The organism is Roseomonas sp. OT10 (assembly GCF_020991085.1).
GTDB lineage: Bacteria > Pseudomonadota > Alphaproteobacteria > Acetobacterales > Acetobacteraceae > Roseomonas > Roseomonas cutis.
This window is the reverse complement of record NZ_CP087719.1, coordinates 4,259,684-4,284,542: the sequence shown is the minus strand read 5'-3', so window position 1 is coordinate 4,284,542 and position 24,859 is coordinate 4,259,684. Positions and strand designations below refer to the sequence as shown.

Below are 24,859 nucleotides of genomic sequence, written 5' to 3'. Positions count from 1 at the left end.
TCAGTGCGCCCGGCGGGGGATGTAGTGCAGCACCCGCGCCTCGACCGCCGCCACGGCCCAGTAGAGCGCGATGCCGATCACCGTCAGCAGCAGGATGGCGTTGAACACCATGGCGGTGTTGGCCGCGCCCTCGCCATAGGTGATGAGGTAGCCGAGGCCCACCGAGCCGCCGACCAGCTCGCCCACCGTCACGCCGATCACGGCGAGCGTGGCGCCGATGCGCAGCCCGGCCATCAGGTTGGGCATGGAGGCGGGGAAGAGCACCTTCCAGAAGACCTGCGCGCGGCTCATCGAATAGGCGCGGGCGAGGTTCACCAGGTCGCGGTCGGCGGTCTTCATCGATTGCAGCACGTTCACCAGGATCGGGAAGAAGACGACCAGCACGGTGACGATCAGCTTGGGCCAGGCGTTGTAGCCGAACCACATGATGAAGAGCGGCGCGAAGGCCACCTTCGGCGCGATCTGCAGCGCCAGGATGTAGGGGGAGAGCACCTTCTCCCACAGCGGCGAGAGCCCCAGCGCATAGCCGCAGGCGGCGCCGAGCAGCCCGCCCGCGACGAAGCCCAGCACCGCCATGGCGGCGGTGGAGGCGACGTGCATCCACAGGCTCTCCTGCGCCGCCATGCGCGCCATCTCGGTCGCCATGTCCGTCACGGTGGGGATGATGTAGCGCGGCACGCCCAGCGCCGGCGGCAGGAACTGCCACAGCGCCAGCACCACCACCGCCACGCCGGCCATCGCGACCGGCAGCAGCAGGGAGGAGAAGCCCGACAGGAGCGGCGCGCGCGGCGCCGCCCCGGCCACGGGGGAGGAGGCGGTGGCGGACATCAGCCGACAAACTCGTTGGTGTAGAGCTCGGGGACGGGGACGGCGGTCTGGATGATGCCGTTCTCCATGTAGAACTTCTGCACGGTGCGGATGCGCTCCGCGTCGAAGCGGCCGAGATCCTCGGGCCTGGGCGTCGCATAGACCTGCTCGGCGTAGCGGCGGAGGATGCGCTCGATCTCCGCCTCCTTGCCCGCATGCTGCGGCACGGCGGAGACGTAGACGCGCGTGGCGGCGGCCGGGTCGGCGATGACGTCGCGGATCGCCTTCAGCGTGCCGCGCACCACGCCGCGCACCAGGGCCGGCCGCTCGGAGATCAGCTTGTCCGAGGTGAGGATCGCCTGCGCCATGGCGGGGAAGAGCTGGTCGATCGGGTGGTAGTCCAGCGGGACGTTCGCGTCCTCGATGGTGATGCCCCATTCCGGGGTCGCCATGATGGCGTCGAGGTCGCCGCTGATCATCAGCTGCGTCATGCCCGCGGCGCCGACCGCCTGGATCTGCACGTCGTTGCGCTTCAGCCCCAGCGCGGCCAGGGTGCCGAGCAGGGCGTAGAAGCTCGTGTCCTGGAAGGCGATGACGCCGATCTTCTTGCCCTTCAGCCCCGCGATGTCGCGGATGCCGGCGGCCTTGCGGATGGCGACCTGGAAGATGGGGCGGTGGCCCAGCAGCGCCACGGCGCGCACCGGCAGGCCCTGGGCCCGCACGATCATCGAGGTGTCGCCGACGCCGCCGCCGATCTCGGCATTGCCCAGCCCCACCTGCTTGGCCACGTCGGCGCCGCCGCGCCCGGCCTGGAAGGTCAGCTCCACGCCCTCGGCGGCGTAGTAGCCCTGCTTCTGGGCGATCTGGAACGGGCTGAAGGCCGGCAGGAAGGGCGGCGCGGGGAGGAGGTAGGTCGCCTTCTCCGCCGCCCAGGCCGTGCGCGGCCCCGCGGCGAGGACGCCTGCGCCCAGGATGGCGCCGGCCAGGCTGCGTCGCGTCAGTGCCACCATGCTCGTCGGGCTCCCCGGTTCGGTCTGCTGGGTCTTGGTCATGCGCCGCCTCGCCTCAGACATCGTGGCGGTCGGTCAGGTGCAGGGACTGGAACAGGTGCGCGATCATCTCCCGCGCGGGGGCCAGGCCCTGGCGCGCGATCGGGTCCTCGCGATGCGGCAGGTCCACCACGATCTCCTCCACGATGCGCCCCGGGCGCTCGCTCATCACCAGGATGCGGTCGGACATGACCACCGCCTCGGTCAGGTCGTGGGTGATCAGCAGGGTGGTGACGCCGGAGGCCTGGATGGTCTCGGCGAAGGAGCGTTGCAGCAGCAGCTTGGTCTGGGCGTCGAGCGCGGAGAAGGGCTCGTCCAGCAGCACGATCTCCGGCTCGATGGCCAGCGTCCGGGCCAGCGCCGCGCGCTGGCGCATGCCGCCCGAGAGCTGGTGCGGGTAGCGGTCGGCGAAGTCCGTCAGGCGGCAGCGCGCCAGCTCGCGCAGCGCGCGGGCCCGGCGTTCCGCCCTGGCGATGGGGCGCGCTTCCAGCCCGAACTCCACGTTGCGCAGGATGGTGCGCCAGGGCAGCAGCAGGTCCTTCTGCAGCATGAAGCCGACATGCGCGCTGGGGCCGGTGACGGCCTCGCCGGAGAGGCGGACCTGCCCCTCGCTCGGCCGGTCGAGGCCGGCGACCATGTTCAGGATGGTGCTCTTGCCGCAGCCGGAGGGGCCGACGATGGAGACGAACTCGCCCGGGCGCACGTCGAAGGTCAGCCCCTCGACCGCGGTGAAGACCGCGCCGCGCCGGTCGCGGTTGGGGAAACGCCGGGTCACGCCGTCAAGCGACAGGACGGCCTGCGCAGGAGAGGCCGGCGGCACGACGGAGGCGGACGGACGCGGCAAGGTGATCTCCCCAAGGCTCACGGGCGTCTCCGTTCAAATAAGAACTCTGCGTTCGTCTTTTACGCTAACGACACGCCTGCCTTTGCGTCAACACAAATTGACGCCCGTTGCGATCTTGCGCACGGGCTCTCCGGGAGAAGTGCGTGCTGCGGTGGCAGATGCCTGCGGAAACGGCGCGTCCTGCCAACGGCGGGATGACCCGCTGCGCTGCTGTGTTCCAGCGGTGGACCGGGAGGGGACGCCGGCCTGCGGCATCGACGCCGTGCGTCGATCCCCGTCCCGGACCCTCCCCGGCCGAGGCCACAAGCGAGCCCCGGTCCCCGCTGGGAGTCTGGTGCTTCATGGCTGCCGTCAGCCTGCAGGCTGAACCCTGACGGCGCGCGGACAGGCGGGACTCTGAAAGCTCAGAAGGCGTCAGCGAATGCTGCTGCCATACCCGCCGAGGAGCATGGCTCCTCGGCGCCTCGACCCCGTCGCAGTCATCCGCGCGGCAGCGCCGATCGGGTCCAGGGCCCGCAGGGTCCTGGCGGAGTGGGGGTATCGGGGGCGAGGCAGAGCCTTGCCCCCGGGCCACGGACGGACCCTGTGCCAGCACGGATCAAGGCGCATTCCGTCGACCGGATGAGGCAGTATCGTTCCGGGCTGGCGGATTGGGGCCGGGCGCTGTGCCGGTCTACGGCGGTGTCAGCCGTGTGGGCGCAGGCTTCGGACCACGTCGTCCGGGGGCAGGTGGTTGGCCCCGTCGGCGTAGCGCCAGTCCACCATCAGGCCACGCCGGTCCTGGACTGCCGTGCGGCCGACGAAGGTGCCGAGCGTGGCCTGATGATCGATCGCGCGGAACTCCACCGTTCCCGTGCCGAAGGCGGTGTCGTAGCGCAGGCCGGAGAGCGCCGCGATCAGCGCCTCCGTCTCCGTGCCGCCGGCCTTCTCCAGCGTGGCGGCGATGACCGTGACGGTGTCGTGGCCGATCACCGAGCCGCAGCGGGGCGCCTCACCCCAGCGGTCGAGATAGGCGGCGCGGAAGGCGTCGTGCACGGGGTTGCGCAACTGCGGCTCCGGGTATCCGGTGACGATCCAGCCCTCCGGGGCCGCCTCGCCCAGCGGGTCCAGGTATTCCGGCTCCCCGGTCAGCAGCGAGACGACGCTGCGGCCCTCGAACAGCCCCACCGCCTGGCCGTTCCGGACCAGCGCGGCCAGGTCCTCGCCGAAGCAGGCGTTGAACACCGCCTCCGCCTCGGTCGCCGCCAGGGCCGGCACCACGGCGTCATCGAACCGCCCCAGCGCCGGGTACTGGCCGCCGACGAACTGCACCTCCGGCCGCGCGCGGCGCAGCCGCTCGCGGAAGTGGCGCACGGCGGACTGGCCGTACTCGTAATTGGGGGCGACGGTGGTCCACCGCGTGGCCGGCAGCTTGGCCGCCTCCTCCGCCAGCATCGACGCCTGCATGTAGGTGTTGGGGCGCAGCCGGAAGGTGAAGCGGTTGCCGCGCGACCAGACCAGCGCATCGGTCAGCGGCTCGCTGGCCAGGTAGACGCGCCGGCTCTGCTCGGCCGCCTCGCTCAGCGCCAGGCCGATATGGGAGAGGAAGCCACCGGCCAGCAGCGCCACCCCCTCCTCCTGCACCAGCAGCCGGGCTTGGCGCGCCGCCTCCTCCGGCCGGCCGGAATCGTCGCGGAACAGCGTCTCCATCCGCGCGCCGAGCACGCCGCCCCGGGCGTTGAGCGTGTCCTCCGCCAGCGTCCAGCCCTTGCGGTAGGCGTCGAGGAAGCCGGCATGCTGGCCGTGCGAGTTCACCTCGCCGATGCGCAGCCGGTCGCCGCGGGCCTGCAGCCGCACGGGCGCTGCCAGGGGCGCCGCCACCGCCCCGGCCAGGACCGCCCGTCGCCCGATCGCCCGCATCCTCGTCCTCCGTCTCCGGGCCCTGGCCGTGCCTTGCCGGTGCGCCAGTCCCGCATCTGATACCGGCCCGCACGGGCGTGCCGCGTGCGGGCCGGTATCAGATGCGGGGGCGCCATGGCAGGCGCAAGGCAGGGGCGGCGCGGGAGCGTGGCCGGGAGGGGCGCGCTCACCCGGCCGGCAAGGGCTCGGCCGGGGGAGGTGCCAGCCCCCGGAGCAACGCCGCCAGGGTGGCGAACTGCGGCGCGCGCGGGTCGGAGCGGCGATGCGCCAGCGCCACCTCCCGCCCCATCGCGGGGATGGCCGCCCCGAGCGGGGAATAGGCGAGCAGCCCGTCCATCGTGCCCAGGCTGGCGGCGGCCAGCGCGGGCACCAGCGCCACGCCCTCGCCGGCCGCGACCATGTGGCGCACCATCTCCAGCCCGGTGGCGTGGCGGCCGGCGCGCGGCACGGCGGGGCCGCAGAGGGCCAGGGTCTGGTCGGTCAGGCAGTGGCCCTCGCCGAGCAGGACCAACCGTGCCCCGGTCTCCTCCAGCGGCCAGCGTGGCGCCACCTCCGGCGGGTGCATCAGCAGCAGCGGCTCGCGGAACAGCGGATGCAGCGTCAGCGCCGGGTCCGGCAGGGGCAGGCAGGCCAGCGCCACGTCCAGCCCGTCCGAGCGCAGCGCCGCGACCAGCCCGGCCGAACGCTCCTCGCTGAGGATCGGGCGCAGCTCCGGGAAGGCTTCCCGCAGCGGCCGCAGCACCCGTGGCAGCAGGTAGGGGCCAAGGGTGGGGAGCGCCCCGATGCGCAGCGGGCCCGACAGCGGCCCCTCGCCGGCGCGGGCCACCGCCAGCAGGGCTCGGGCCTGGGCGATCACCTGCCGGGCCGCCTCCACCACCGCCTCGCCGCGCGGGGTGACCAGCACCCGGCCGGGGCCGCGTTCGAACACCTGGGTGCCCAGCAGGGCTTCGAGCTTGCGGAGCTGGGCGCTGAGCGCGGGCTGGGAGACGCCGCACCGGCTCGCGGCCCGCCCGAAGTGACGGAGCTCCGCGACGGCCACCAGGTATTCTAGGTCGCGCAGGGAGAGGCCCGCGAGGGACATAGGCGATAACTCACGAAACAGATAAGACGATAAGAAACGTCTATTGATCCGACAAGATCAATGTCCTGTCCCGCCGACCCGCCGGGTTGCAGAACCCTTTGGGCAGGGCCGGGCGAGGAGCGATGGCAGAGAGATCGATGCGACGGGAAGGCGGGGCGGTCCGCCCCGTGGCGCCGGCCCCGGGGCCGGCGCATCCCGGGCCTTCCCCGGTCGGGCGGGCAGCGCTGGTCCTGCTGGTGCGGCTGATGGCGCACCGACGCGAGGCTTCCCGCGGCGCGGGCAAGGGCTGATCGCGCCCGGAGGCTGAGCCGCCAGGGCAGACCCGCAGGGGACGCCGATCGGGCGACGCCGGGCCGGAGATGCCGGACGGGGCCGCCCGGGCCGGCCGTATCAGGCCTGGGCCTTCTCGCCGAGATAGGCCGTCGCGTCGATCTCCACGAGGCAGTCCGGGAGCCGAGCCCCTGGACGATGCAGGAGACGCGGTGCGGCGGGTCCTCGGCGAAGTTGGCGAAGTAGACCTCGTTCATCGGCTCCCAGTGCGCCCGGTCGGTCACGTAGACCGTGCACTTCACGACATCCTTCAGCGTGCCCCCCGCCTCCTCGATCAGGGCGCGGATGTTGTCGATCGCCTGCTGCGTCTGCGCCCGGGCGTCGCCCAGCACGAAGCGGCCCTGGAGGTCGCGCCCGGTGCAGCAGACGAACATGAAGCCCCCGGCCAGCGTCGCCTGGGCGAAAGGGCGGGCGCTCTTCGCGACCTTGGGGGAGGAGACGGCACGCTTGGGCATGGGCTGGGACTCCGGTGGTGATGGCGTCCGGATGGACGTGGCATGACGCGTGCTTAATCCGCGTCTCGTGGCCCGTAAATTCGGTGCGGGCGCCTTTCCCGGAGGGATGGATGATCGGTCGGCGTCGGTTGGTGACGGGGGCCCTCGGCCTGGGGCTCGGGGCGGCCACCGGCGCGGGGTCGGCGGGCGCGCAGATCCTCCCGGGCGGCAGGCCCATGAAGCTGGTCGTGCCCAACCCGCCCGGCGGCCAGTCCGACACCATCGCCCGCCTCTACGCCGATGCGTTGCAGGCCGCGGCCGGCCAGTCCGTGGTGGTGGAGAACCGCACCGGTGCCAACGGCCTGATCGCCATGGATGCCGTGGCGCGCGCCCCGGCGGACGGCCAGACCCTGGGCATCTTCAGTGTCACCGCCTTCAACGCCCTGCCGGCGATGATGGCGAAGATGCCGCTGGACGTGGAGCGTGACCTGTTCCCGCTGACCAGCATCGTCACCAGCACCACCCTGTGCGTCGTCACCGCCGAACGGGCCAGGGAGCGCGGCTGGACCGATTTCCGGGCCCTGGTCGACTGGGCGCGCAAGCCGGGGAACGAGTTGACCAACGGCGCCGCGGCCAGCGGCGGCGCCTCGCACCTGCTCTGCGCCACCATCGCCAAGCGATCGGGGGCGGCCATCACGGTGGTGCCCTATCGCGGCGGGGCGGCGGCGCTGAACGACCTGCTCGCCGGCTCGATCGACATGGTCTTCGACTTCATGCCCGCGCTGATGCCGCATGTCGCCGCCGGCAAGCTGGTGCCCCTGGCCGTGGGCATGCGGGAGCGCATCCCGCTGCTGCCCCAGGTGCCGGGCATGGGCGAGTTCGCCGACCTGAATCTCGCCGATATCGACCTGCAGTCGTGGAACGCCCTGACCGCCCCGGCCAACCTGCCCGCCCCTGTCGCGGCCGCCATTCTGGACGGGGTGCGCAAGGCCAATGCCCAGCCCGGGCTGGAGGAGAAGCTGCGCCAGTCCGGGTTGCTGATGATGCCGCCGCTGGACCCGGCCGGCGTGCAGGAGCGCCTGGCGCGCGAGCGGCCGCTGTGGCGCGAGATGGTCGCGGCCTCCGGCGCCCGGATCGAATAGGGCGCGGAGGCCGTCCCCGGGGGGGAGGCCCCCGGGGCAAGGCCGTGGCCGGGCCGGGGCAAGCCCCGGCCCGGCGCGTCAGGTGTTCATCGCGCCAATGGCGCGTCAGGTGTTCATCGCGTCGAAGAAGTCGTTGTTGGTCTTGCTGTACTTCAGCTTGTCCAGCAGGAACTCCATCGCGTCCTGGGTGCCCATCGGGTTCAGGATGCGGCGCAGGACCCACATCTTGGTCAGGGTCGCGCGGTCGACCAGCAGCTCCTCCTTGCGGGTGCCGGACTTGGTGATGTCGATCGCGGGGAAGGTGCGCTTGTCCGAGAGCTTGCGGTCCAGGACCAGCTCGGAATTGCCGGTGCCCTTGAACTCCTCGAAGATCACCTCGTCCATGCGGCTGCCCGTGTCGATCAGCGCGGTGGCGATGATGGTGAGGCTGCCGCCCTCCTCCACGTTGCGGGCGGCGCCGAAGAAGCGCTTGGGCCGCTGCAGCGCGTTCGCGTCCACGCCGCCCGTCAGCACCTTGCCCGAGGAGGGCACGACGGAGTTGTAGGCGCGGCCGAGGCGGGTGATGGAATCGAGCAGGATCACCACGTCCCGCTTGTGCTCGACCAGGCGCTTGGCCTTCTCCAGCACCATCTCCGTCACCTGCACGTGGCGGGTGGCCGGCTCGTCGAAGGTGGAGGCGACCACCTCGCCGCGCACGGTGCGGGCCATGTCGGTGACCTCCTCCGGCCGCTCGTCGATGAGCAGGACCATCAGGAAGACGTCGGGGTGGTTGGCGGAAATCGACTTGGCGATGTTCTGCAGCATCACCGTCTTGCCGGTGCGCGGCGGCGCCACGATCAGGGCGCGCTGCCCCATGCCGATGGGGGCGACCAGGTCGATGACCCGGTGGGTGTTGTCCTTGGTCGGGCCCTTGCTGCTGGCGGGTGCCGCCTCTAGCTCCGGGTTCTCCATCCGCAGCCGGCGGGTGGGGTAGAGGGGCGTGAGGTTGTCGAAGTTGATGCGGTGCTTCAGCGCCTCGGGCGGCTCGAAGTTGATCGCCTCGACCTTCAGCAGGGCGAAGTAGCGCTCGCCGTCCTTGGGCGCCCGGATCTGCCCCTCCACCGTGTCGCCGGTGCGCAGGCCGAAGCGTCGGACCTGGGTGGGGGAGACGTAGATGTCGTCGGGGCCGGGGAGGAAGTTGGCCTGCGGGCTGCGCAGGAAGCCGAAGCCGTCGGGAAGGATCTCCAGGGTTCCATCCCCGTGGATCGCCTGGTCGTTCTCGGCCAGCGTCTTGAGGATGGAGTACATGATGTCCTGCTTGCGCAGGGAGGAGGCGTTCTCGATCTGAAGGGACTCGGCGAAGGCAACCAGGTCGCCGGGGCTCTTGGCCTTGAGTTCGGAAAGATGCATGTCGCGGACGAATCCGTCTGGGCAGGGAGGGCGGGACCCTTCCCGGTGAGCCAGTCCTGCGCTTCGGGGTACGGGACCCCAAGGCTGGTTGGCCGTCTCGCGGGGCGCTGCGCCAGGTTCCAGGGAAGGATGGCGCCGCCCGCGAGATCCCGAGAATGCTGGGAGGAGGGAAGCGCGAGACGGGCCGGTCGGTCCGAGTGCGCCTGCGGGAAGCGCTCGGATAATAGGGGTTTCGCGCCCCTTGCGTCAACGCCGTCCGGGCATTTTCCTTGCAGGGGCGGTTTCAACCTCCGTCGCCACCGCGGCGCTCGCCCCGGGTCCCGGGCGTTCCGGGTCCCGCAGGAGCCCCTTACCATGCCCGCCCCGCCACCCGCTGCCAGCCTGCCCTCGCCCATGGTGGAACGCATCGAGACCCGGCTGGACCGGCTCGGCCTCGCGCCGGAGGAGGCCACCCGCCGCGCCGGCCTGCCGCCCGGCAGCATTGCGAGGCTGCTGGCCGGCCAGGCGCCCAGCCCGCGCGGCCAGGCGTTGCGCAAGCTGGCCGAGGTGCTGGAATGCTCCATCTCCTACCTCGTCGGGCTGGACCCGGACGTGCCGCCGCCGCCGGAGGTGCTGGAGGAGGCGCAGGCGGATTTCGGCCTGCTGTCCGGCGACCAGGAGGCTTTGCTGGCGGCCTATGCCCGGCTCGACCATGCCGGCAAGCAGGCGCTGCTGGTGGCACGCCGCATGGCGGGGCCGGAGCCCGTGCCGGAACCCACGAAGCCGAAGCGCCGGCGCTGACCGGCCGGACCTGCCTTGTCCCGGCTCGCCACGCGGGGCCGGCGTCGCCGGGGGGCGTGTGGCATTGTGGCCACAATGTTGAGGTGCGGCACCATCCCGGCGGCCGGAGACAGCGGCAGAACTTTCGGTATCGAGATTATGCCGCTTAGCTAAACATCGTCTGCCTTTCGGGAAAGGAGCGGATTCGGCTTGCAGGGACGACCAGTCGCCAGGGCATGTTCGACGGCGGAGCCGGGACCGAGGGGCCCCGGGCCTTGCGCTGCGGTCCCCGGATCCGCCGCATGCCCGCGGCCCGGCCCTGCCGGACGATGCTCCTTCCCCCTGGGCGGGACAGTGCTGCGCGGCGGTCTCGCAAGCCAGCGCCTGGCCACAGCCACGCCAACCGACAGAGGACTTCCATGAGCATCCGCACCCCTCGGACCACCGCCATCCTGACGCTGGCCCTCGCGGGCCTCGGGCTTGCCGCCTGCGCCACGCCCAGCACCCCGGCCCCGGCCGACAACCGTAGCATGACCAGCCCGCCGGCCGGCGAGCGGGTGGCCCCCGTCCCGACGACTCAGGCGACCCCCGGCGCCTCGCCCGCCTCCTCCGGCCGCACCTCGACCAGCACGGATACCAGCGTGTCGACGGTTCCGACGGCCCGCTCCACGCCGGGGGCCTCGCCCTCCTCGACCGGCCGCAGCAGCGGCCAGCGCTGAGCTGTGCCGCCCCGGGGGCGCTGGTGCCCCCGGACCCGGACCCGACGGCGGGCACGCGTCAGCGCCCCGCCGCCTCCAGCCGGTCCAGCACCGCCCGCAGCTCGGCCAGGGCCTCCGCGGACAGGCGCGGCAGGGCATCGGCCAACCGGTTGGCCAGCTCCGTCGCCTCCGGCCGCAGCCCGGCGGTGTCCAGCACCGGGCGCGGGCGGGAGAGGCGGGCCAGCCGCGCCATCTCCTCCGCATCGTCCCAGATCAGCCCGAAGAACTCGTTGACCTGATGGATCAGCCCGGCGGTGGGCGTGCCGCGCCGGCCGTGCTCGAGGGCCGAGAGGTAGGCGGGCGAGACGTGCAGCGCCACCGCCATCTCGCGCAGAGGGATGCCGCGCTCGGCCCGCAGCGCCCGCAGCCGTGCCCCGAAGGGCGTCACGGGGCGGGGCGCCCGGCCGGCTCGGCGCCCGGCTTGCGGCCGGGGGCATGCTGCCCCGGCCCGTCCCCCGGTCCCGGATGCCGCGCCGCGGGACCGGGGGGAGGCTCCGCCTCGGCCACGAGGCATCGGCGCGACGGCCGCCAAGGGTCTCCGAGGCGCCGGCTCATCCGCGCCGGCGCAGCAGCAGGTGCACGGCACCGGAGTTGGCCGCATGCGGATGCGCCGCGCCCAGCAGCAGGGGGCGCAGACCGGGATGGTTCAGCCAGTGCGGCAATTCCCGGCGCAGAACCCCGCTCTCGGCTTCCAGCCCGTCCCGCCCCGGCCGGCCGCCCTTGCCGGTGACGATGGCGACGCAGCGGATGCCGTCCGCCTGGGCGTCGTGGAGGAAGGCCACCACCGCCGCATGCGCCTCCTGCGCCCGCCGGCCGTGCAGATCCAGCGTGCGCTCCGGCCGCATCCGCCCGCGCCGCAGGTCCGTCCAGCGCCGCGTGTCCAGCCCGGCGGGCGCCAGCCCCACCTGCAGGACGGGCAGCGGCGGGCGGGCCACCGGACGGACCGCCGGTCGGGCCGGGGCGGCCTGGGCGGGTGCGGGTGGCGGGGCCGCGGGCGCCGGGGCCGGCGGATCGGGCGGCAGGGCGTGGCCGGGCAGGGCCGCGACGCCGTTGCGTGCGACCCAGGCCCGCCACAGCGTGCGTTCCGCCTCGCTCAGCCCGCGAGGGCGACGGGCCATGGCGATCCGGTGTCGGGATGGTGGGCGCCCGGCCCGCGCCGCGGGCCGGGCGGCAGGGGCCGGGACGGCATGATGCTCCTAAGGATAGGGCAGGCATGGCCTGCCATGAAGCGCGACGCGAAGGCAGGAGACCCGCCGTGCCGGCAGGGCCGTCACGGCGTGCCCTGGGTCAGGCTGGTGCGTGGCGCGACCAGTTGCACCGATCCCGCGCCGGGCGGCGGCACCACCAGCTGCATCCGGGTGGTCCAGCCCGACGCCGCGGCGGGGGCGCCGGCCGGCGGCCGGGGCGTGCCGGAGGCCGGCGCGGGTCCGGTGGAGGGACGAGGGGGGGCACGGGAGGCGTCGGCGGGGCGCGGCGGGTCGGAGGTCGCCACCAGCGGCCGCTCCGCCTCCTCCTTCGGCCGGGGCAGCAGCACCCACATGGCCACCGGCCCGCGCATGGTGCCGGCCCGCTCTCCCGCCTCCGTGCCCCAGCCGCGGAACAGGTCGCCACGGGCCGGGCCGCGGATGGCGCCGCCGGTGTCCTGGGCGATGGTCAGCCGGGGCGGCAGCACCGCCGGGGCGGCGGGCGCGGGGCGGGGGCGGCCGCGCCCACCCCGGGCGGCGGCAGGGGGCGCAGCCGGGGGCGCCGTGCCCTCGGCCTCGCCAGCCGGCAGGGGGCGGATGAAGACGGGGGCGCCGAGCGGGATGAAGGCCGGGTCCACGGCCAGGGACCGCTCCGGTGTCAGCGGCACGCCGAAGGCGCCGATCGGGCCGTCGCTGTCGCGAAGCCCCTCGACCCGGCGGAAGAAGATATAGGACGGGTTCTCCCGCCGCAGCGCGGCGGCGGCCTCGGGCCCGGCCTGCAGCATCCATTCGCGGATGTTGCGAGAGGACATGCGCTCGCGCGGGATCTCGCCGCGCTCGATCAGGGGCCGGCCGATGGCGCGGTAGGGCTGGCCGTTCTGCCCCGCATAGCCCAGGCGCAGCACCGCCCCGTTGGGCAGCACCACCCGGCCGGAGCCCTGGATGTGCAGGAAGAAGGCCTCGGCGGCATCCTCCACCCAGACCAGCTCGAGCCCCCGGCCGGCCAGGGCGCCGGTCTCGATCCCGGCACGGTCGGGCAGGGGGACCAGCTTGCCCTCCTGCCACTGCCCCCATTGCCGGCGCCCGCCACCGGGGCGCTCCACGTCCACCAGCTCCGGCGGCCGGGTGTAGAGGGGGGTGGCATAGCTCCCGCCCGGGGTGATGGCACCGCGCAGGATGGGTTCGTAATAGCCGGTCAGCAGCCCTTCGCCGGCGGCATGGGCGACGAAGCGCTCCTCCAGGAAGCTGCGCACCGCCTCGTTGCGCTGGACCAGCACCGCCGCCCGCGCCCGTTCCGCCGCCCGGCCGCGCCCCGGATTGCGCGGCATCCGCGGCAGCAGGGCCGGCAGCCGCGCGGCGGCGGCGCAGGCCTCCTGCCAGTCCTCGGGCGAGCCGCCGCGCTCGGCGACCTCGCCGCTGCCGCCCAGGCTGCGGCCGGGTGAGGAGGCGGCGAAGGCGCGGCAACTGGCCAGCAGCAGGGGCAGGATCTCGGCCGTCCGGTCGGAGTCCCAGCCGGGGATGGCGTCGAAGGGGACGGGGCGCAGCGGTCCCGGCGCCTCGGGGGCAGGTGGCGCCGGCTGGGCCCGGGCCGGTGTCTCGATCCAGGCAGGCAAGCTCAGGGAAGCCACCAGGAGGGTCGCCGCGACTCGCATGCGAGCGGCGTAGCATGGCTGGGCTGCCGCGGAGGCCCACCGTATGGATGGAGAGGCGAAAACTCTCCAACCTGTGATTGCACTATCGCATCGAATGACGGCGGGGCCCGGGCCTCGGGGGCCCGCCGTCCCCCGCTGCCCCGCCCCCCCCGTGCGGATCAGTGAGTCAGGGCGCGGCATGCCTCGGCGCAGCGGCGGCAGGTCTCGGCGCACTGCTTCATGTGGGCATCCGCGTCCGGGTGTTCGCCGCAGGACGTCGCGCAGGCGTCGCAGATCTCGGCACACTCGCCGGCCAGGTGCTTCCCGTGGCGGGAGCCTCGCGCCAGGAAGTCGGCGATGGTCACGCAGATCTGGGCGCAGTCCAGCATCGCGCGGACGTGCCCGGCCTCGGCGTGGCGGCCGCCCAGGGTCAGGCAGTGGTCCACGCAGGTCAGGCATTCCTGATGGCAGTCGAGCGCGGTGCGGATCAGGTCCTGATGCATCGGGTTGTGATGGGCCATGGCGGCAGCTCCTCGTCTGGGGTGGTTCGGTGCTTCACCGAGCGTCCTTCCCCCGGGGGAGGCTTGCGACCGTCCCACCCGGGCTCCCAATCCCCTGGGGCCTGGGGCCTGGGGCCTGGGGCCTGGGGCCTGGGGCCTGGGGCCTGGGCCTGGGCCTGGGCCTGGGGCCTGGGCCTGGGCCTGGGGGTGGGGCAGGGGTGCGGGATCGTCCCCGCGGGCCGCGGTCTTGCGAGCCGGGGTCTTGTTGCGGGGCGTCCCGCGAAATACATCCCCCTCGCGGGTCGGTCCCGACCCAGCTTCCCAATTCCCCCATCCGAACACAGGGGGCCGGCGTGGCGCCTTCGACGGGCCACCCCGGTTCGCCACAGAGGAGCCCACGGATGAGCAAAGTCATCGGCATCGACCTCGGCACCACGAATTCCTGCGTGGCCATCATGGAGGGCGGCGAGGCCAAGGTGCTGGAGAACGCCGAGGGCGCCCGCACCACCCCGTCCATGGTCGCCTTCTCCAAGACCGGCGAGCGGCTGGTCGGCCAGGCCGCCAAGCGCCAGGCGGTGACCAACCCCACCGACACGCTCTATGCCGTCAAGCGCCTGATCGGCCGTCGCTTCGACGACCCGATGGTGCAGAAGGAGAAGAGCCTCGCCCCCTTCCACATCATCCGCGCCGACAACGGCGACGCCTGGGTGGAGGCGCGGGGCGAAAAGATGGCGCCGCAGCAGATCAGCGCCTATGTCCTGGGCAAGATGAAGGAGACGGCCGAGGCCTACCTCGGCGACAAGGTGACGCAGGCCGTCATCACCGTCCCCGCCTACTTCAACGACGCCCAGCGCCAGGCGACCAAGGAGGCCGGCCGCATCGCGGGCCTCGACGTGTTGCGCATCATCAACGAGCCGACGGCGGCCGCGCTGGCCTACGGCCTCGACAAGAAGCATTCCGGCACGATCGCGGTCTACGACCTCGGCGGCGGCACCTTCGACGTCTCGATCCTGGAGATCGGCGACGGCGTCTTCGAGGTGAAGTCCACCAACGGCGACACCTTCCTGGGCGGCGAGGATTTCGACCAGCGGGTGATCGACTACCTCGCGGACGAGTTCAAGAAGGAGAACGGCATCGACCTGCGCGGCGACAAGCTCGCCCTGCAGCGGCTGAAGGAGGCCGGCGAGAAGGCCAAGATCGAGCTGTCGAGCGCCAAGCAGACCGAGATCAACCTGCCCTTCATCACCGCCGACGCCTCCGGGCCGAAGCACCTCGTCATGCAGCTCACCCGCGCCAAGCTGGAGGCGCTGGTCGACGACCTGGTGCAGCGGACGCTGGAGCCCTGCAAGGCGGCGCTGAAGGATGCCGGCCTCGCCGCCAACGAGGTGGACGAGGTGATCCTGGTCGGCGGCATGACCCGCATGCCCAAGATCATCGAGACGGTGAAGCAGTTCTTCGGCAAGGAGCCCGCCCGCAACGTCAACCCGGACGAGGTCGTCGCCATCGGCGCCGCCATCCAGGGCGCGGTGCTGAAGGGCGAGGTGAAGGACGTCCTGCTGCTCGACGTGACCCCGCTGTCGCTGGGCATCGAGACGCTGGGCGGCGTGTTCACCCGGCTGATCGACCGCAACACCACCATCCCGACGAAGAAGTCCCAGACCTTCTCCACCGCCGACGACAACCAGACGGCGGTGACCATCAAGGTCTACCAGGGCGAGCGCGAGATGGCGGCGGACAACAAGCTGCTGGGCAACTTCGACCTGCAGGGCATCCCGCCCGCGCCGCGCGGCGTGCCGCAGGTGGAGGTGACCTTCGACATTGACGCGAACGGCATCGTCTCCGTCAGCGCCAAGGACAAGGCCACCGGCAAGGAGCAGAACATCAAGATCCAGGCCCGCTCCGGCCTGAGCGAGTCCGACATCGAGCGCATGGTCAAGGACGCGGAGGCGAATGCCGAGGCGGATAAGAAGCGGCGCGAGGGGGTCGAGGCCCGCAACACCCTGGAGGCGCTGATCCACCAGACCGAGAAGTCGCTGGCCGAGGCCGGGGACAAGCTGGGCGAGGCGGAGAAGGGCGAGGTCCAGGGCGCGCTGGAGGCGGCGAAGTCCGCCCGCGAGGGCGCCGATGCCGAGGGGCTGAAGCAGGCCACCGAGCGCCTGTCCGCCGCGTCGATGAAGATCGGCGAGGCGCTGTACAAGGCGCAGCAGGAGGCCGCGGCGGCCCAGGGGGCCTCGGGCCCCTCTTCGCAGGGTGGCCCCGGTGGCGGCTCGGGCGCCGGCCCGGACGGCAAGGTGGTGGACGCCGAGTTCGAGGACGTCGACCAGAAGAAGAAGCAGGGCTGACGGGCCGGGAGGCCTCCCCGCGCAGAACGGCTGGCGCCCGGCCCTGGGGTTGAATCCCCTGGGCCGGGCGCTTCCATGTCGGGGCCTGGGCCTCGGCGAGGCCGCCGCAACGGGGAGCGCCGCCCATACGGCTGGCAGGGCGCCAGCGTGTCGAGCCGACGGAACGGATCATGGCGAAGCGAGATTACTACGAGGTCCTGGGCTGCGGCCGGGACGCGGGCGACGAGGAGCTGAAGAAGTCCTTCCGCAAGCTCGCGATGAAGTACCACCCGGACCGCAACCACGGCGACAAGGAGGCCGAGGTCCGGTTCAAGGAGCTGAACGAGGCCTATGACGTCCTGAAGGACCCCGAGAAGCGGGCGGCCTATGACCGCTTCGGCCATGCCGCCTTCGAGGGCGGCGGCGGCGGTGGCGCGGGCGGCTTCGGCGGCGGCTTCGCCGGCTCGCCCTTCGAGGACATCTTCGAGCAGATGTTCGGCGCCAATTTCGGCGGCCGGGGCGGGCGCGGCGGCGGTGCCGCGGGGCGCGGCGCCGACCTGCGGATGGGCGTGGAGATCGGGCTGGAGGAGGCCTTCGCGGGCGTGAAGCGCACGCTCCGCGTGCCCAGCTCCGTCGCCTGCGAGGCCTGCGACGGATCGGGCGCCGAGGGCGGCAAGGCGAACGTGCAGACCTGCGCCACCTGCAAGGGCGCGGGCAAGGTGCGGGCGCAGCAGGGCTTCTTCCTGGTGGAGCGCACCTGCCCCACCTGCGGCGGCCAGGGCCAGACGGTGAAGAACCCGTGCAAGGTCTGCCAGGGCAGCGGCCGGGTGCAGCGCGACCGCAACCTCTCCGTCACCATCCCGCCCGGCGTCGAGGACGGCACCCGCATCCGCCTCTCCGGCGAGGGCGAGGCGGGGCTGCGCGGTGCGCCGGCGGGCGACCTCTACGTGGATGTGGGCGTGAAGCCGCACCCGCTCTTCGTGCGCGACGGCAACAACATCTTCGTCCGCGTGCCGCTGCGCATGACCCAGGCGGCCCTGGGCAGCAGCGTCGAGGTGCCGACCATCGACGGCGGCCGCACCCGAGTCTCCATCCCCCAGGGCACGCAGACGGGCGACCAGTTCCGCCTGCGCGGCAAGGGCTTCTCCGTCCTGCGTTCCGCCGCGCGCGGCGACATGTACGTGCAGGTCAGCGTGGAGACGCCGCAGAACCTGACCGCCCGCCAGCGCGAGCTGCTGGAGCAGTTCGAGGCGGAGGCGCAGGAGGGCGACCGCTCCAGCCCCGAGAGCGAGGGCTTCTTCGCCAAGGTGAAGGAGTTCTGGGACGGGCTGGGGCGCTAGCCGCCCATGGAACGGTCCCGGGGCACGGGGTGCCCCGGGGCCGGACGCGCGGCAGTGCCGTCCCGGCCCATCCCGGCGGCAGGTGACGACCGTTCCGGCAACGGGTTCAATACAATTGTCATCCAAGAGAACCATCTGATACGCTAACCCCAAGGGCCGGGAATGGCCCCTTGAGGGAGGTGCGTGTGCGTCTTGGTCCGACGGGTTTCGCGCATCCGGTGGCCGGGTGAGGCCATGACGCGCGTCGTGCAGATCTCCGACACCCATCTCAGCCCGCACAAGGCGCATTTCGAGGCGAACTGGGCGCCGCTGGCCGCCTGGCTGGAGGCGCAGCGCCCCGACCTCATCATCCACACCGGCGACGTGACGGTGGATGGCGCGGACGAGGAGGAGGACTTCCGCTTCTGCGCCGCGCGGCTGGCCACGCTGCCCGCCCCGGTGCTGGCCGTGCCCGGCAACCACGATGTCGGCGAGGCCGGGCACCCGTACCAGCCGGTCGACGCGGCACGCATCGCGCGCTGGCGCCGGCACCTCGGCCCCGACTGGTGGTCGCGGGACCTGGAAGGCTGGCGGCTGGTCGGGCTGGACACGATGCTGCTGGGCTCCGGCCTGGAGGAGGAGGCGGCGCAGTGGCGCTGGCTGGACGGGACCCTCGAGGCAGCGCAGGGCCGGCGGATCGCCGTCTTCACCCACCGCCCGCTGATGATCGAGCACGCGCTGGAGCCCGACACGGGCTACTGGTCGGTCAAGCCCGACCCGCGCCGCCGGCTGCTGGAGGCCTTCGACCGTCACGGCGTCGCGCTGGTGGCCACCGGCCACCTGCACCGCGCGCATGATTCGGAGCGGGACGGCCGGCGCTACGTCTGGGGCGCCTCCTCGGGCTTCGTGGTCGGGCCGGCGAACCAGCCGCCCATGCCGGGCGAGGCGCGGCTGGGTGCCGTCACCTACGATTTCGCCGGCGATCAGGTGCGCGTGACGCCGGCGGAGGTCCCGGGGCTCACCACCCTCTGGATCGACGACGTGCTGCACGAGGTCTACCCGCCCCGCGCCCCGCTGGGCGCGGCCTGACCGGGGCCGCCCTGCATGGCGCGCGTCGAGCTGGACGCCATCGGCAAGTCTTTCGGCGACACCCGCGTGCTGTCCGACATCACCCTGGACATCGCCGACGGCGAGTTCCTCACCCTCGTCGGTCCCTCCGGCTGCGGCAAGTCCACGCTGATCCGCATCATCGCCGGGCTGGAGCCGCAGAGCCACGGCAGCGTGCGCATCGACGGGCGCCCGGTGGACCCGCTGCGCCCGCACGAGCGGCGCGTCGCGATGGTGTTCCAGAACTACGCGCTCTACCCGCACATGTCCGTCTTCGCGCACATGGCGGTGCCGCTCACGATGCAACGCCTGTCGCTGTGGGAGCGGGTGCCGCTGCTGCGCCTGCTCTCCGCGCGTCGGCGGCGCGTCATGCCGGGGATCGCGGCGGAGGTCCGCTCGGTCGCGGCCCAGCTGCAGATCGAGCCGCTGCTGGGCCGCCGCCCGGCGCAGCTCTCCGGCGGGCAGCGGCAGCGCGTGGCGCTGGGCCGCGCCATGGTGCGCCACCCCGACGTCTTCCTGATGGACGAGCCGCTGTCCAACCTCGACGCCAAGCTGCGCGTGCACATGCGCACGGAGCTGGCGGAGCTGCACCGGCGGCTGGGCAGCACCTTCGTCTACGTCACCCACGACCAGGTCGAGGCGATGACCATGTCCGACCGGGTCGCGATGATGGAGGCGGGGCGCGTCCTGCAGCTCGGCACGCCGCTGGAGCTCTACGAGCGCCCGGCGAGCCTGTCGGTGGCGCAGTTCATCGGCAGCCCCGCCATCAACCTGCTGCCCGTCCGCATCGGCGAGGGCGGCCTGGCCCTGCTGCCCACCGGCGAGGCGCTGCTGCGCACCGGCCTGCCGCCGGGCGGCGAGGCGACCATCGGCCTGCGCCCGGAGGCGCTGCACCTGCGCGGCCCCGGCGGGGGCCCCGCCCTGCCGGCGCGGCTGCGGCGGGTCGAGAACCTGGGGGCGGAGTCCCTGCTGCACCTCGACCTGCCGGGGCTGCCGGGGCGCGGGCTGATCCTGCGCGCCACCGGGCCGGCCGGGGCCGCGCCCGGCGAGGCGGTGACGGTGGGCTTCGATCCCGGCGCGGCGCATGTCTTCGATGGCGCGGGGCAGCGCGTGGCGCCGCTGCCCGCCGCGGCCGCGCGCGCCACGGCCGCGGCGGAGGCGTCGTGAGCGCCCGCCCCCGCCCCCGTCCGCGCCAGGAGCGGATCGAGCGCTGGACGGGGATCGGCTTCGTCACGCCGGCGATGATCGTCTTCGCCGTGACCAGCCTGCTCCCGCTGGCCGTGCTGCTCGGGCTCAGCGTCACCGACTATGAGCTGGGGGCGGTGGATGTCCGCCACCTCGGCACGGCGAACTTCGCCAAGGCGCTGGGCGATCCGGTCTTTCGCCGCTCCGTCTGGAACACGCTGCTCTACGTCGCCATCGTGCTGCCCGGGGCGGTGGGGCTGGGGCTGCTGGTCGCCGTCCTGGTGCATGGCCGCCGGCGCAGCCGTTCCTTCTACGAGGTGGTCTACTTCCTCCCCGTCACCTCCACCCTGATCGCCATGGCGACGGTCTGGCAGTTCCTGCTGCACCCGCGCCTGGGGCCGGTGAACGCCTTCCTGCGCCTGCTGGGCGTGGGCGAGATCGCCTTCCTCAGCGACCCGGCCCTGGCGCTGCCCACGCTCGCCGTCGTCGGCATCTGGCAGCTGCTGGGATTCAACATGGTGCTGTTCCTGGCCGGGCTCTCCGCCATCCCGCGCGATCTCTACGAGGCGGCGGAGATCGATGGCTGCGTCTCGCCGCTGGACCGCTTCCTGACCATCACCTGGCCGCTGCTGACGCCGACCACCATGTTCGTCGTCGTCACCACCTCCATCACCGCCTTCAAGATCTTCGACACGGTGGCGGTGATGACGCGGGGCGGGCCGATGGGCTCCTCCGAGGTGCTGCTCTATACGATCTACCTGGAAGGCTTCCAGTACTTCCACATGGGCTACGCCGCGGCGCTGACCGTGGTCTTCCTGGCCTTCATCCTGGTCTTCTCGGCGGTCCAGAGTCTCGTCATCGAGAAGCGGGTGCACTACTGATGCACGCCCCGCGCCGCGCCCTGTCGCTGCTGCTGGCCCATGGCGTGCTGCTGCTGGGCGCGGTCTTCATGCTGCTGCCCTTCGTCTGGATGCTGGCCACCTCCATCAAGCCCCCGGAGGAGGTGTTCAGCGCCACGCTGCGCCTGCTGCCGCAGCGCTTCTTCGGCGCGGAGAACTACGGCTTCGCCCTGACCCAGGCGCCGCTGCTGCGCTTCGCGCTGAACGGGGTGATCGTCTGCCTCGGCATCCTCGCGGCGCAGCTGCTCCTCGCCATCCCCTGCGCCTATGCGCTGGCCAAGCTGCGCTTCCCCGGCCGCGGGCTGGCCTTCCTGCTGGTGCTGCTGGCGCTGGCCATCCCGGTGCAGGTGCCGGCGCTGCCGCTCTATATCGGCCTGGCGGAGCTGGAGCTGCTCAACACCTACTTCGCCCTGATGGTGCCGTTCCTCTTCTCGGCCTTCGCGATCTTCCTGCTGCGGCAGTTCTTCCGCTCCTACCCGGACGACATCATCCAGGCGGCGCGGCTGGACGGCATGGGCGAGATGGAGATCGTCTGGCGCATCGTCGCGCCCAGCGCCTGGCCGGCCATCGCCGCCTTCGCGGTCTTCTCCGTGGTCGCGCACTGGAACGACCTCTACTGGCCCCTGATCGTCATCACCGAAGGGCGGCTCGCCACGCCGCCGCTCGGCATGATGCTCTTCGCCGATGCGGAGACCGGGTCCAACTACGGCGCGCTGATGGCCGCCGCCGCCATCCTGACGGCCCCGCTGGTGGTCGTCTTCCTCCTGGCGCGCCGGCGCTTCATCGCCGGCGTGACGATGACGGGCATCAAGTAGCACGCAAGGAGAGGTACCATGACCTTCACGAGGCGCAGCGTCGGTTCCCTCGCTCTCGGCTCCCTCGCCCTGGCGGGGGCCCCCGGCGGGCGGGCGGTGGCCCAGCAGCCGGTGACCATCGACGTGCTGTACTGCTTCCCCGCCTTCGCCCGCTTCCACGAGGGCGTGGCGGCGGAGTTCATGAAGCGGCAGCCGGGCATCAAGGTGAACTTCCGCGCCCCCGCCCCGACCTATGACGACGGGCACCAGGCGATGCTGCGGGCGGCGGTCACCAACCAGCTTCCGGACCTCTACTACTCCGGCTTCCACTTGCTGGCGGAGCTGGTCCGCACCCTGCAGCGGCGCCGGCAGGTCACGGATCTGGGGCCGCTCCTCGCCGCCGAGCCGAAGGAGTGGGTCGAGGCCAACTACGCCCCGCGCATCCTCGACCTCGGCAAGGTGGACGGCACGCAGTACGGCATGGCCGTCAACGCCTCCACGCCGCTGATGTACTTCAACACCGAGCTGGTGCGGAAGGCCGGCGGCGATCCGGCGAGGATGCCGGACAACTGGACGGACACGCTGGCCCTGGCGCAGAAGATCCACGCCGGCGGCCCCGAGGTCGCGGGCATGGCCTACAACATCCACGACTGGCCGGACGACTGGCTGTTCCGCGGCCTGATCCACCAGGGCGGCGGCAACATGCTGAACCCGGCCGGGGATGCCGTGGCCTTCGGCGACGCGGTCGGGTTGCGCGCCATGCAGTACGTGCGCCGCTTCGTCACCGAGGGGGCGATGCCGCTGATCGACTGGGACCAGTCGCGCCAGCAGTTCATCGCCGGGCAGATCGGCATCTTCTTCGACACCCCGGCGCGCCTGCGCCAGGTCACCGACCTCATCGGGCAGCGCTTCACCCTGGGCACCTCCACCTTCCCGGTGGACGACAAGCAGAAGGGCGGGCTGCCGACCGGCGGCAATGCCGGCATCATCATGAGCCGCGACGACGCGCGGCGCCGCGCGACCTGGGAGTTCCTGAAGTTCATGACCGGGCCCGAGGCCCAGAAGATGGTGGTGGAGACCAGCGGCTACCTGCCCACCAACCTGCGTGCCCTGGGTCCCGACTTCCTCGGGCCCTTCTACGAGGCCAACCCGAACTTCCGCACCATCACCCGGCAGATGGACCGCTCCGTGCCCTGGCAGGGCTATCCGGGCGGCAACTCCGTGCGCATCTGGCGGACGCAACGCGAGATCATCAACCGCGTCATGCGCGGGGAGGTGACGGCCGAGGTGGGGCTGGAGCGGCTGGTGGCGGAAACCAAGGCCCTGATGTCGTGACCGGCCCCGCGGCGGCGCTGCCGGCCGGGCTGCTGTCCGGCATGCGGGCCATCGCCGCCGAGGCGGCCGGGACGCTGGTCCGCATGCAGGGCAGCCTGCGCGCGGTGCGGCGCAAGGAGCTGAACGACGTGGTCACGGAGGCCGACCTGGCCTCCGAGGCGCTGGTGCTGCGGGGGCTGGGCGCCCTGACGCCGGACGCCGCGATCCTGTCGGAGGAGGCCGGGGCCAGCGGCGACCTCTCCGGCGCGTCCTGGATCGTCGATCCGCTCGACGGGACGGTGAACTACGCGGCCGGCCTGCCCTGGTTCTCCGTCACCATGGCCTATCGCCAGGACGGCCGCCTCCGTGCCGGCATCGTCCATGCGCCGCTCGTGCCGCTGGTCGCCAGCTGGTCCGAGGCGGAAGGCGCCCTGGTCGACGGGCGGGCGGCAGCCGTCTCCCCCGTGCGGGAGCTGGCCGATGCGGTCGTGTCCGTCTGCCTCACCTCCCACTTCTCCGCCGGGGAGGTGGAGCGGACCGCCGCCGCCATCCGCCTGCTGGGCGAGCGGGCGCGGGGCGTGCGGGTCATCGTCTCGGGCGGGCTGGAGATGTCGCTGGTCGCCGCCGGCCGGCTGGAGGCCTTCGTCTCCTTCAAGGCGGACGCCGTCTCCCACGCCGCCGGCATGGCCCTGGTCCGCGCCGCCGGAGGGCGCGTCACCCGCCTGGACGGGTCGGAGGCGGACGACGAATCCCTGGAGCGGGTCGCCTCCAACGGTGCGGTGCACGAGGAGCTGCTGGAACTGCTGTCCCGGGTCTGACGGCGCCGCCGGACGCTCGTCGTCACGGGGCCGGAATCGACGCGCAGGTTGGCGCTGTTGATGAGGCTGCGCATTCGGAGCAGAGGAAGACGATGGCGGCCGCCACCTCCGCGGGGCGGCCCGGGATGCGGAACGACATGGTTCTTTCGTCCCGCCCCCTTCTGCCCGGCTCGCTCCGGACGCAAGCTGGGCACCGCGAGCAGAGGAGAAGGCAGCGCATGGCAGGGGACGGGGACCGGCGGATCCTGATCTGGGGCGCGGGGGCCATTGGCGGCGCGATCGGCGCGGCGCTGGTGCGGGACGGCTTCGACGTGACCTTCGTGGACATCGTGCCGGAGCATGTCGCGGCGATCCGCGATCCGGCGCGCGGCCTGCGCATCTCCGGGCCGGTGGCGGAATATTCCGTGACCGCCCCGGCCTTCCTGCCGGAGGAGGTGCAGGGCGTCTGGGACCGCGTCTTCCTGGCGGTGAAGGCGCACCACACCGAGGCAGCCTGCCGCGCCCTGCTGCCGCACCTTTCCGCGGACGGCTACGTGCTCTCGCTGCAGAACGGTCTCTGCGAGCCGATCATCGCGAGCGTCGTCGGGCCGGAGCGGACCATGGGCGCCTTCGTCAACTTCGGCGCCGACTGGATCGAGCCCGGGCACGTGATGCTGGGCAACCGCGGCGCCGTGGTGCTGGGCGAGATCGACGGGCGCATGACGCCGCGGCTGGAGGCGCTGCATGCCGTGCTGCAGCATTTCGAGCCCGATGCGATCACCACGCCGGAGATCAACGCCTTCCTCTGGGGCAAGCTGGGCTACGGCGCCCTGCTCTTCGCCACGGCGCTGGGAGAGAAGGGCATCGCCGACGGGCTGGCGCGGCCGGAGCTGGCCGCCGCCTATCGCCGCATCGGCGAGGAGGCGGTGTCCGTCGCCCTGGCCGAGGGCATCAAGCCGCGCGGATTCAACGGCTTCGACCCGGAGGCCTTCCGCCCCGGCGCGCCGATGGAGCAGACGCGCCAGAGCATCGACGCGATGGTCGCCTTCAACAGCACCAGCGCCAAGACGCATTCCGGCATCTGGCGCGACCTGGCCGTGCGCAAGCGCCGCACGGAGGTGGACGTCCAGGTGGGGACGGCGATCGAGGCCGGCCGCAGGCACGGGATCGCCTGCCCCGCGCTGACCCGGCTGGCGGAGATGATCCATGAGATCGAGGACGGCCGGCGCCCGCTCTCGGACGACAACCTCCTGGAGTTGCCGCGCTGAACTGCCGTTTCGTTGGGCCGCCTGGCCCCGGGGGTGCCGGCGCAGGCG

The 24,859-nt window shown here is 72.7% G+C and carries 23 protein-coding genes; 12 read left to right on the top strand and 11 right to left on the bottom strand.

Annotated elements, in window-relative coordinates; genetic code table 11:
• From LPC08_RS19475 to LPC08_RS19450, 6 genes are all read right to left on the bottom strand, one after another.
• Positions 1–828, bottom strand: coding sequence for an ABC transporter permease (locus LPC08_RS19475; RefSeq protein WP_230449893.1), 828 nt, complete (start codon positions 826–828; stop codon positions 1–3).
• Positions 828–1,859: an ABC transporter substrate-binding protein gene (locus LPC08_RS19470; RefSeq protein ID WP_230449892.1), complete on the bottom strand. Its 1,032-nt coding sequence runs from the start codon at positions 1,857–1,859 to the stop codon at positions 828–830. Before LPC08_RS19470 ends, LPC08_RS19475 begins: the two co-directional genes overlap by 1 nt.
• A gap of 13 nt (positions 1,860–1,872) precedes the next feature.
• Complete coding sequence (locus LPC08_RS19465; RefSeq protein WP_230449891.1) at positions 1,873–2,721, bottom strand: ABC transporter ATP-binding protein; 849 nt, start codon at positions 2,719–2,721, stop codon at positions 1,873–1,875.
• Between the two features lie 663 nt (positions 2,722–3,384).
• A complete protein-coding gene (locus LPC08_RS19460; RefSeq protein WP_230449890.1) occupies positions 3,385–4,599 on the bottom strand; it encodes an ABC transporter substrate-binding protein in 1,215 nt (404 codons plus the stop codon).
• Between the two features lie 166 nt (positions 4,600–4,765).
• On the bottom strand, positions 4,766–5,680 hold the full coding sequence (locus tag LPC08_RS19455; RefSeq protein ID WP_230449889.1) for a LysR substrate-binding domain-containing protein: 915 nt from the start codon (positions 5,678–5,680) through the stop codon (positions 4,766–4,768).
• Entirely contained in the window at positions 5,647–6,465 is an 819-nt protein-coding gene (locus tag LPC08_RS19450) for a RidA family protein (RefSeq protein ID WP_230449888.1), read from the bottom strand. Before LPC08_RS19450 ends, LPC08_RS19455 begins: the two co-directional genes overlap by 34 nt.
• 215 nt (positions 6,466–6,680) lie before the next feature.
• On the opposite strand from LPC08_RS19450, the gene LPC08_RS19445 reads away from it, so the two are divergent.
• Positions 6,681–7,586 (top strand): Bug family tripartite tricarboxylate transporter substrate binding protein, encoded by a 906-nt coding sequence (locus LPC08_RS19445; RefSeq protein ID WP_230449887.1) that lies wholly within the window; start codon positions 6,681–6,683, stop codon positions 7,584–7,586.
• Between the two features lie 105 nt (positions 7,587–7,691).
• Here LPC08_RS19445 and rho read toward each other — a convergent pair whose 3' ends face one another.
• Complete coding sequence (gene rho, locus LPC08_RS19440) at positions 7,692–8,975, bottom strand: transcription termination factor Rho (protein WP_230449886.1); 1,284 nt, start codon at positions 8,973–8,975, stop codon at positions 7,692–7,694.
• 354 nt (positions 8,976–9,329) lie between these two features.
• Here rho and LPC08_RS19435 point away from each other — a divergent pair, with 354 nt between their 5' ends.
• Complete coding sequence (locus LPC08_RS19435) at positions 9,330–9,755, top strand: helix-turn-helix domain-containing protein (RefSeq protein ID WP_230449885.1); 426 nt, start codon at positions 9,330–9,332, stop codon at positions 9,753–9,755.
• 398 nt (positions 9,756–10,153) lie between these two features.
• Complete coding sequence (locus LPC08_RS19430) at positions 10,154–10,453, top strand: hypothetical protein (protein WP_230449884.1); 300 nt, start codon at positions 10,154–10,156, stop codon at positions 10,451–10,453.
• A 58-nt stretch (positions 10,454–10,511) separates the two neighbouring features.
• Here LPC08_RS19430 and LPC08_RS19425 read toward each other — a convergent pair whose 3' ends face one another.
• The 4 genes from LPC08_RS19425 to LPC08_RS19410 form a co-directional block, all read right to left on the bottom strand.
• A complete protein-coding gene (locus LPC08_RS19425; RefSeq protein WP_230449883.1) occupies positions 10,512–10,880 on the bottom strand; it encodes a helix-turn-helix domain-containing protein in 369 nt (122 codons plus the stop codon).
• 163 nt (positions 10,881–11,043) lie between these two features.
• A complete protein-coding gene (locus LPC08_RS19420; RefSeq protein WP_230449882.1) occupies positions 11,044–11,610 on the bottom strand; it encodes a Smr/MutS family protein in 567 nt (188 codons plus the stop codon).
• 152 nt (positions 11,611–11,762) lie between these two features.
• Positions 11,763–13,304, bottom strand: coding sequence for a murein transglycosylase A (mltA, locus tag LPC08_RS19415; protein ID WP_230449881.1), 1,542 nt, complete (start codon positions 13,302–13,304; stop codon positions 11,763–11,765).
• Between the two features lie 182 nt (positions 13,305–13,486).
• On the bottom strand, positions 13,487–13,828 hold the full coding sequence (locus LPC08_RS19410) for a four-helix bundle copper-binding protein (protein ID WP_230449880.1): 342 nt from the start codon (positions 13,826–13,828) through the stop codon (positions 13,487–13,489).
• A gap of 380 nt (positions 13,829–14,208) precedes the next feature.
• On the opposite strand from LPC08_RS19410, the gene dnaK reads away from it, so the two are divergent.
• The 9 genes from dnaK (at position 14,209) to LPC08_RS19365 (ending at position 24,811) form a co-directional block, all read left to right on the top strand.
• Positions 14,209–16,149, top strand: a complete 1,941-nt coding sequence (gene dnaK, locus LPC08_RS19405) for a molecular chaperone DnaK (protein ID WP_230449879.1) — start codon at positions 14,209–14,211, stop codon at positions 16,147–16,149.
• 167 nt (positions 16,150–16,316) lie between these two features.
• Positions 16,317–17,468 (top strand): molecular chaperone DnaJ, encoded by a 1,152-nt coding sequence (gene dnaJ / locus LPC08_RS19400; RefSeq protein WP_441295846.1) that lies wholly within the window; start codon positions 16,317–16,319, stop codon positions 17,466–17,468.
• A gap of 234 nt (positions 17,469–17,702) precedes the next feature.
• The gene (locus LPC08_RS19395; protein ID WP_230449877.1) at positions 17,703–18,536 is read left to right on the top strand and encodes a metallophosphoesterase family protein; all 834 of its coding nucleotides are present in this window, start codon (positions 17,703–17,705) and stop codon (positions 18,534–18,536) included.
• Between the two features lie 15 nt (positions 18,537–18,551).
• A complete protein-coding gene (locus LPC08_RS19390) occupies positions 18,552–19,721 on the top strand; it encodes an ABC transporter ATP-binding protein (RefSeq protein WP_230449876.1) in 1,170 nt (389 codons plus the stop codon).
• Entirely contained in the window at positions 19,718–20,620 is a 903-nt protein-coding gene (locus LPC08_RS19385) for a carbohydrate ABC transporter permease (RefSeq protein ID WP_230449875.1), read from the top strand. The genes LPC08_RS19390 and LPC08_RS19385 overlap by 4 nt, the downstream gene beginning before the upstream one ends.
• The gene (locus LPC08_RS19380) at positions 20,620–21,453 is read left to right on the top strand and encodes a carbohydrate ABC transporter permease (RefSeq protein WP_230449874.1); all 834 of its coding nucleotides are present in this window, start codon (positions 20,620–20,622) and stop codon (positions 21,451–21,453) included. Before LPC08_RS19385 ends, LPC08_RS19380 begins: the two co-directional genes overlap by 1 nt.
• Positions 21,454–21,471: 18 nt before the next feature.
• Positions 21,472–22,767, top strand: coding sequence for an ABC transporter substrate-binding protein (locus LPC08_RS19375; protein WP_230449873.1), 1,296 nt, complete (start codon positions 21,472–21,474; stop codon positions 22,765–22,767).
• Positions 22,764–23,564 carry an inositol monophosphatase family protein gene (locus tag LPC08_RS19370; protein ID WP_230449872.1) on the top strand — a complete coding sequence of 267 codons (801 nt, stop codon included), beginning with the start codon at positions 22,764–22,766 and terminating at the stop codon, positions 23,562–23,564. Before LPC08_RS19375 ends, LPC08_RS19370 begins: the two co-directional genes overlap by 4 nt.
• Positions 23,565–23,782: 218 nt before the next feature.
• Positions 23,783–24,811 (top strand): ketopantoate reductase family protein, encoded by a 1,029-nt coding sequence (locus LPC08_RS19365; protein ID WP_230449871.1) that lies wholly within the window; start codon positions 23,783–23,785, stop codon positions 24,809–24,811.
• Positions 24,812–24,859 lie beyond the last annotated feature (48 nt).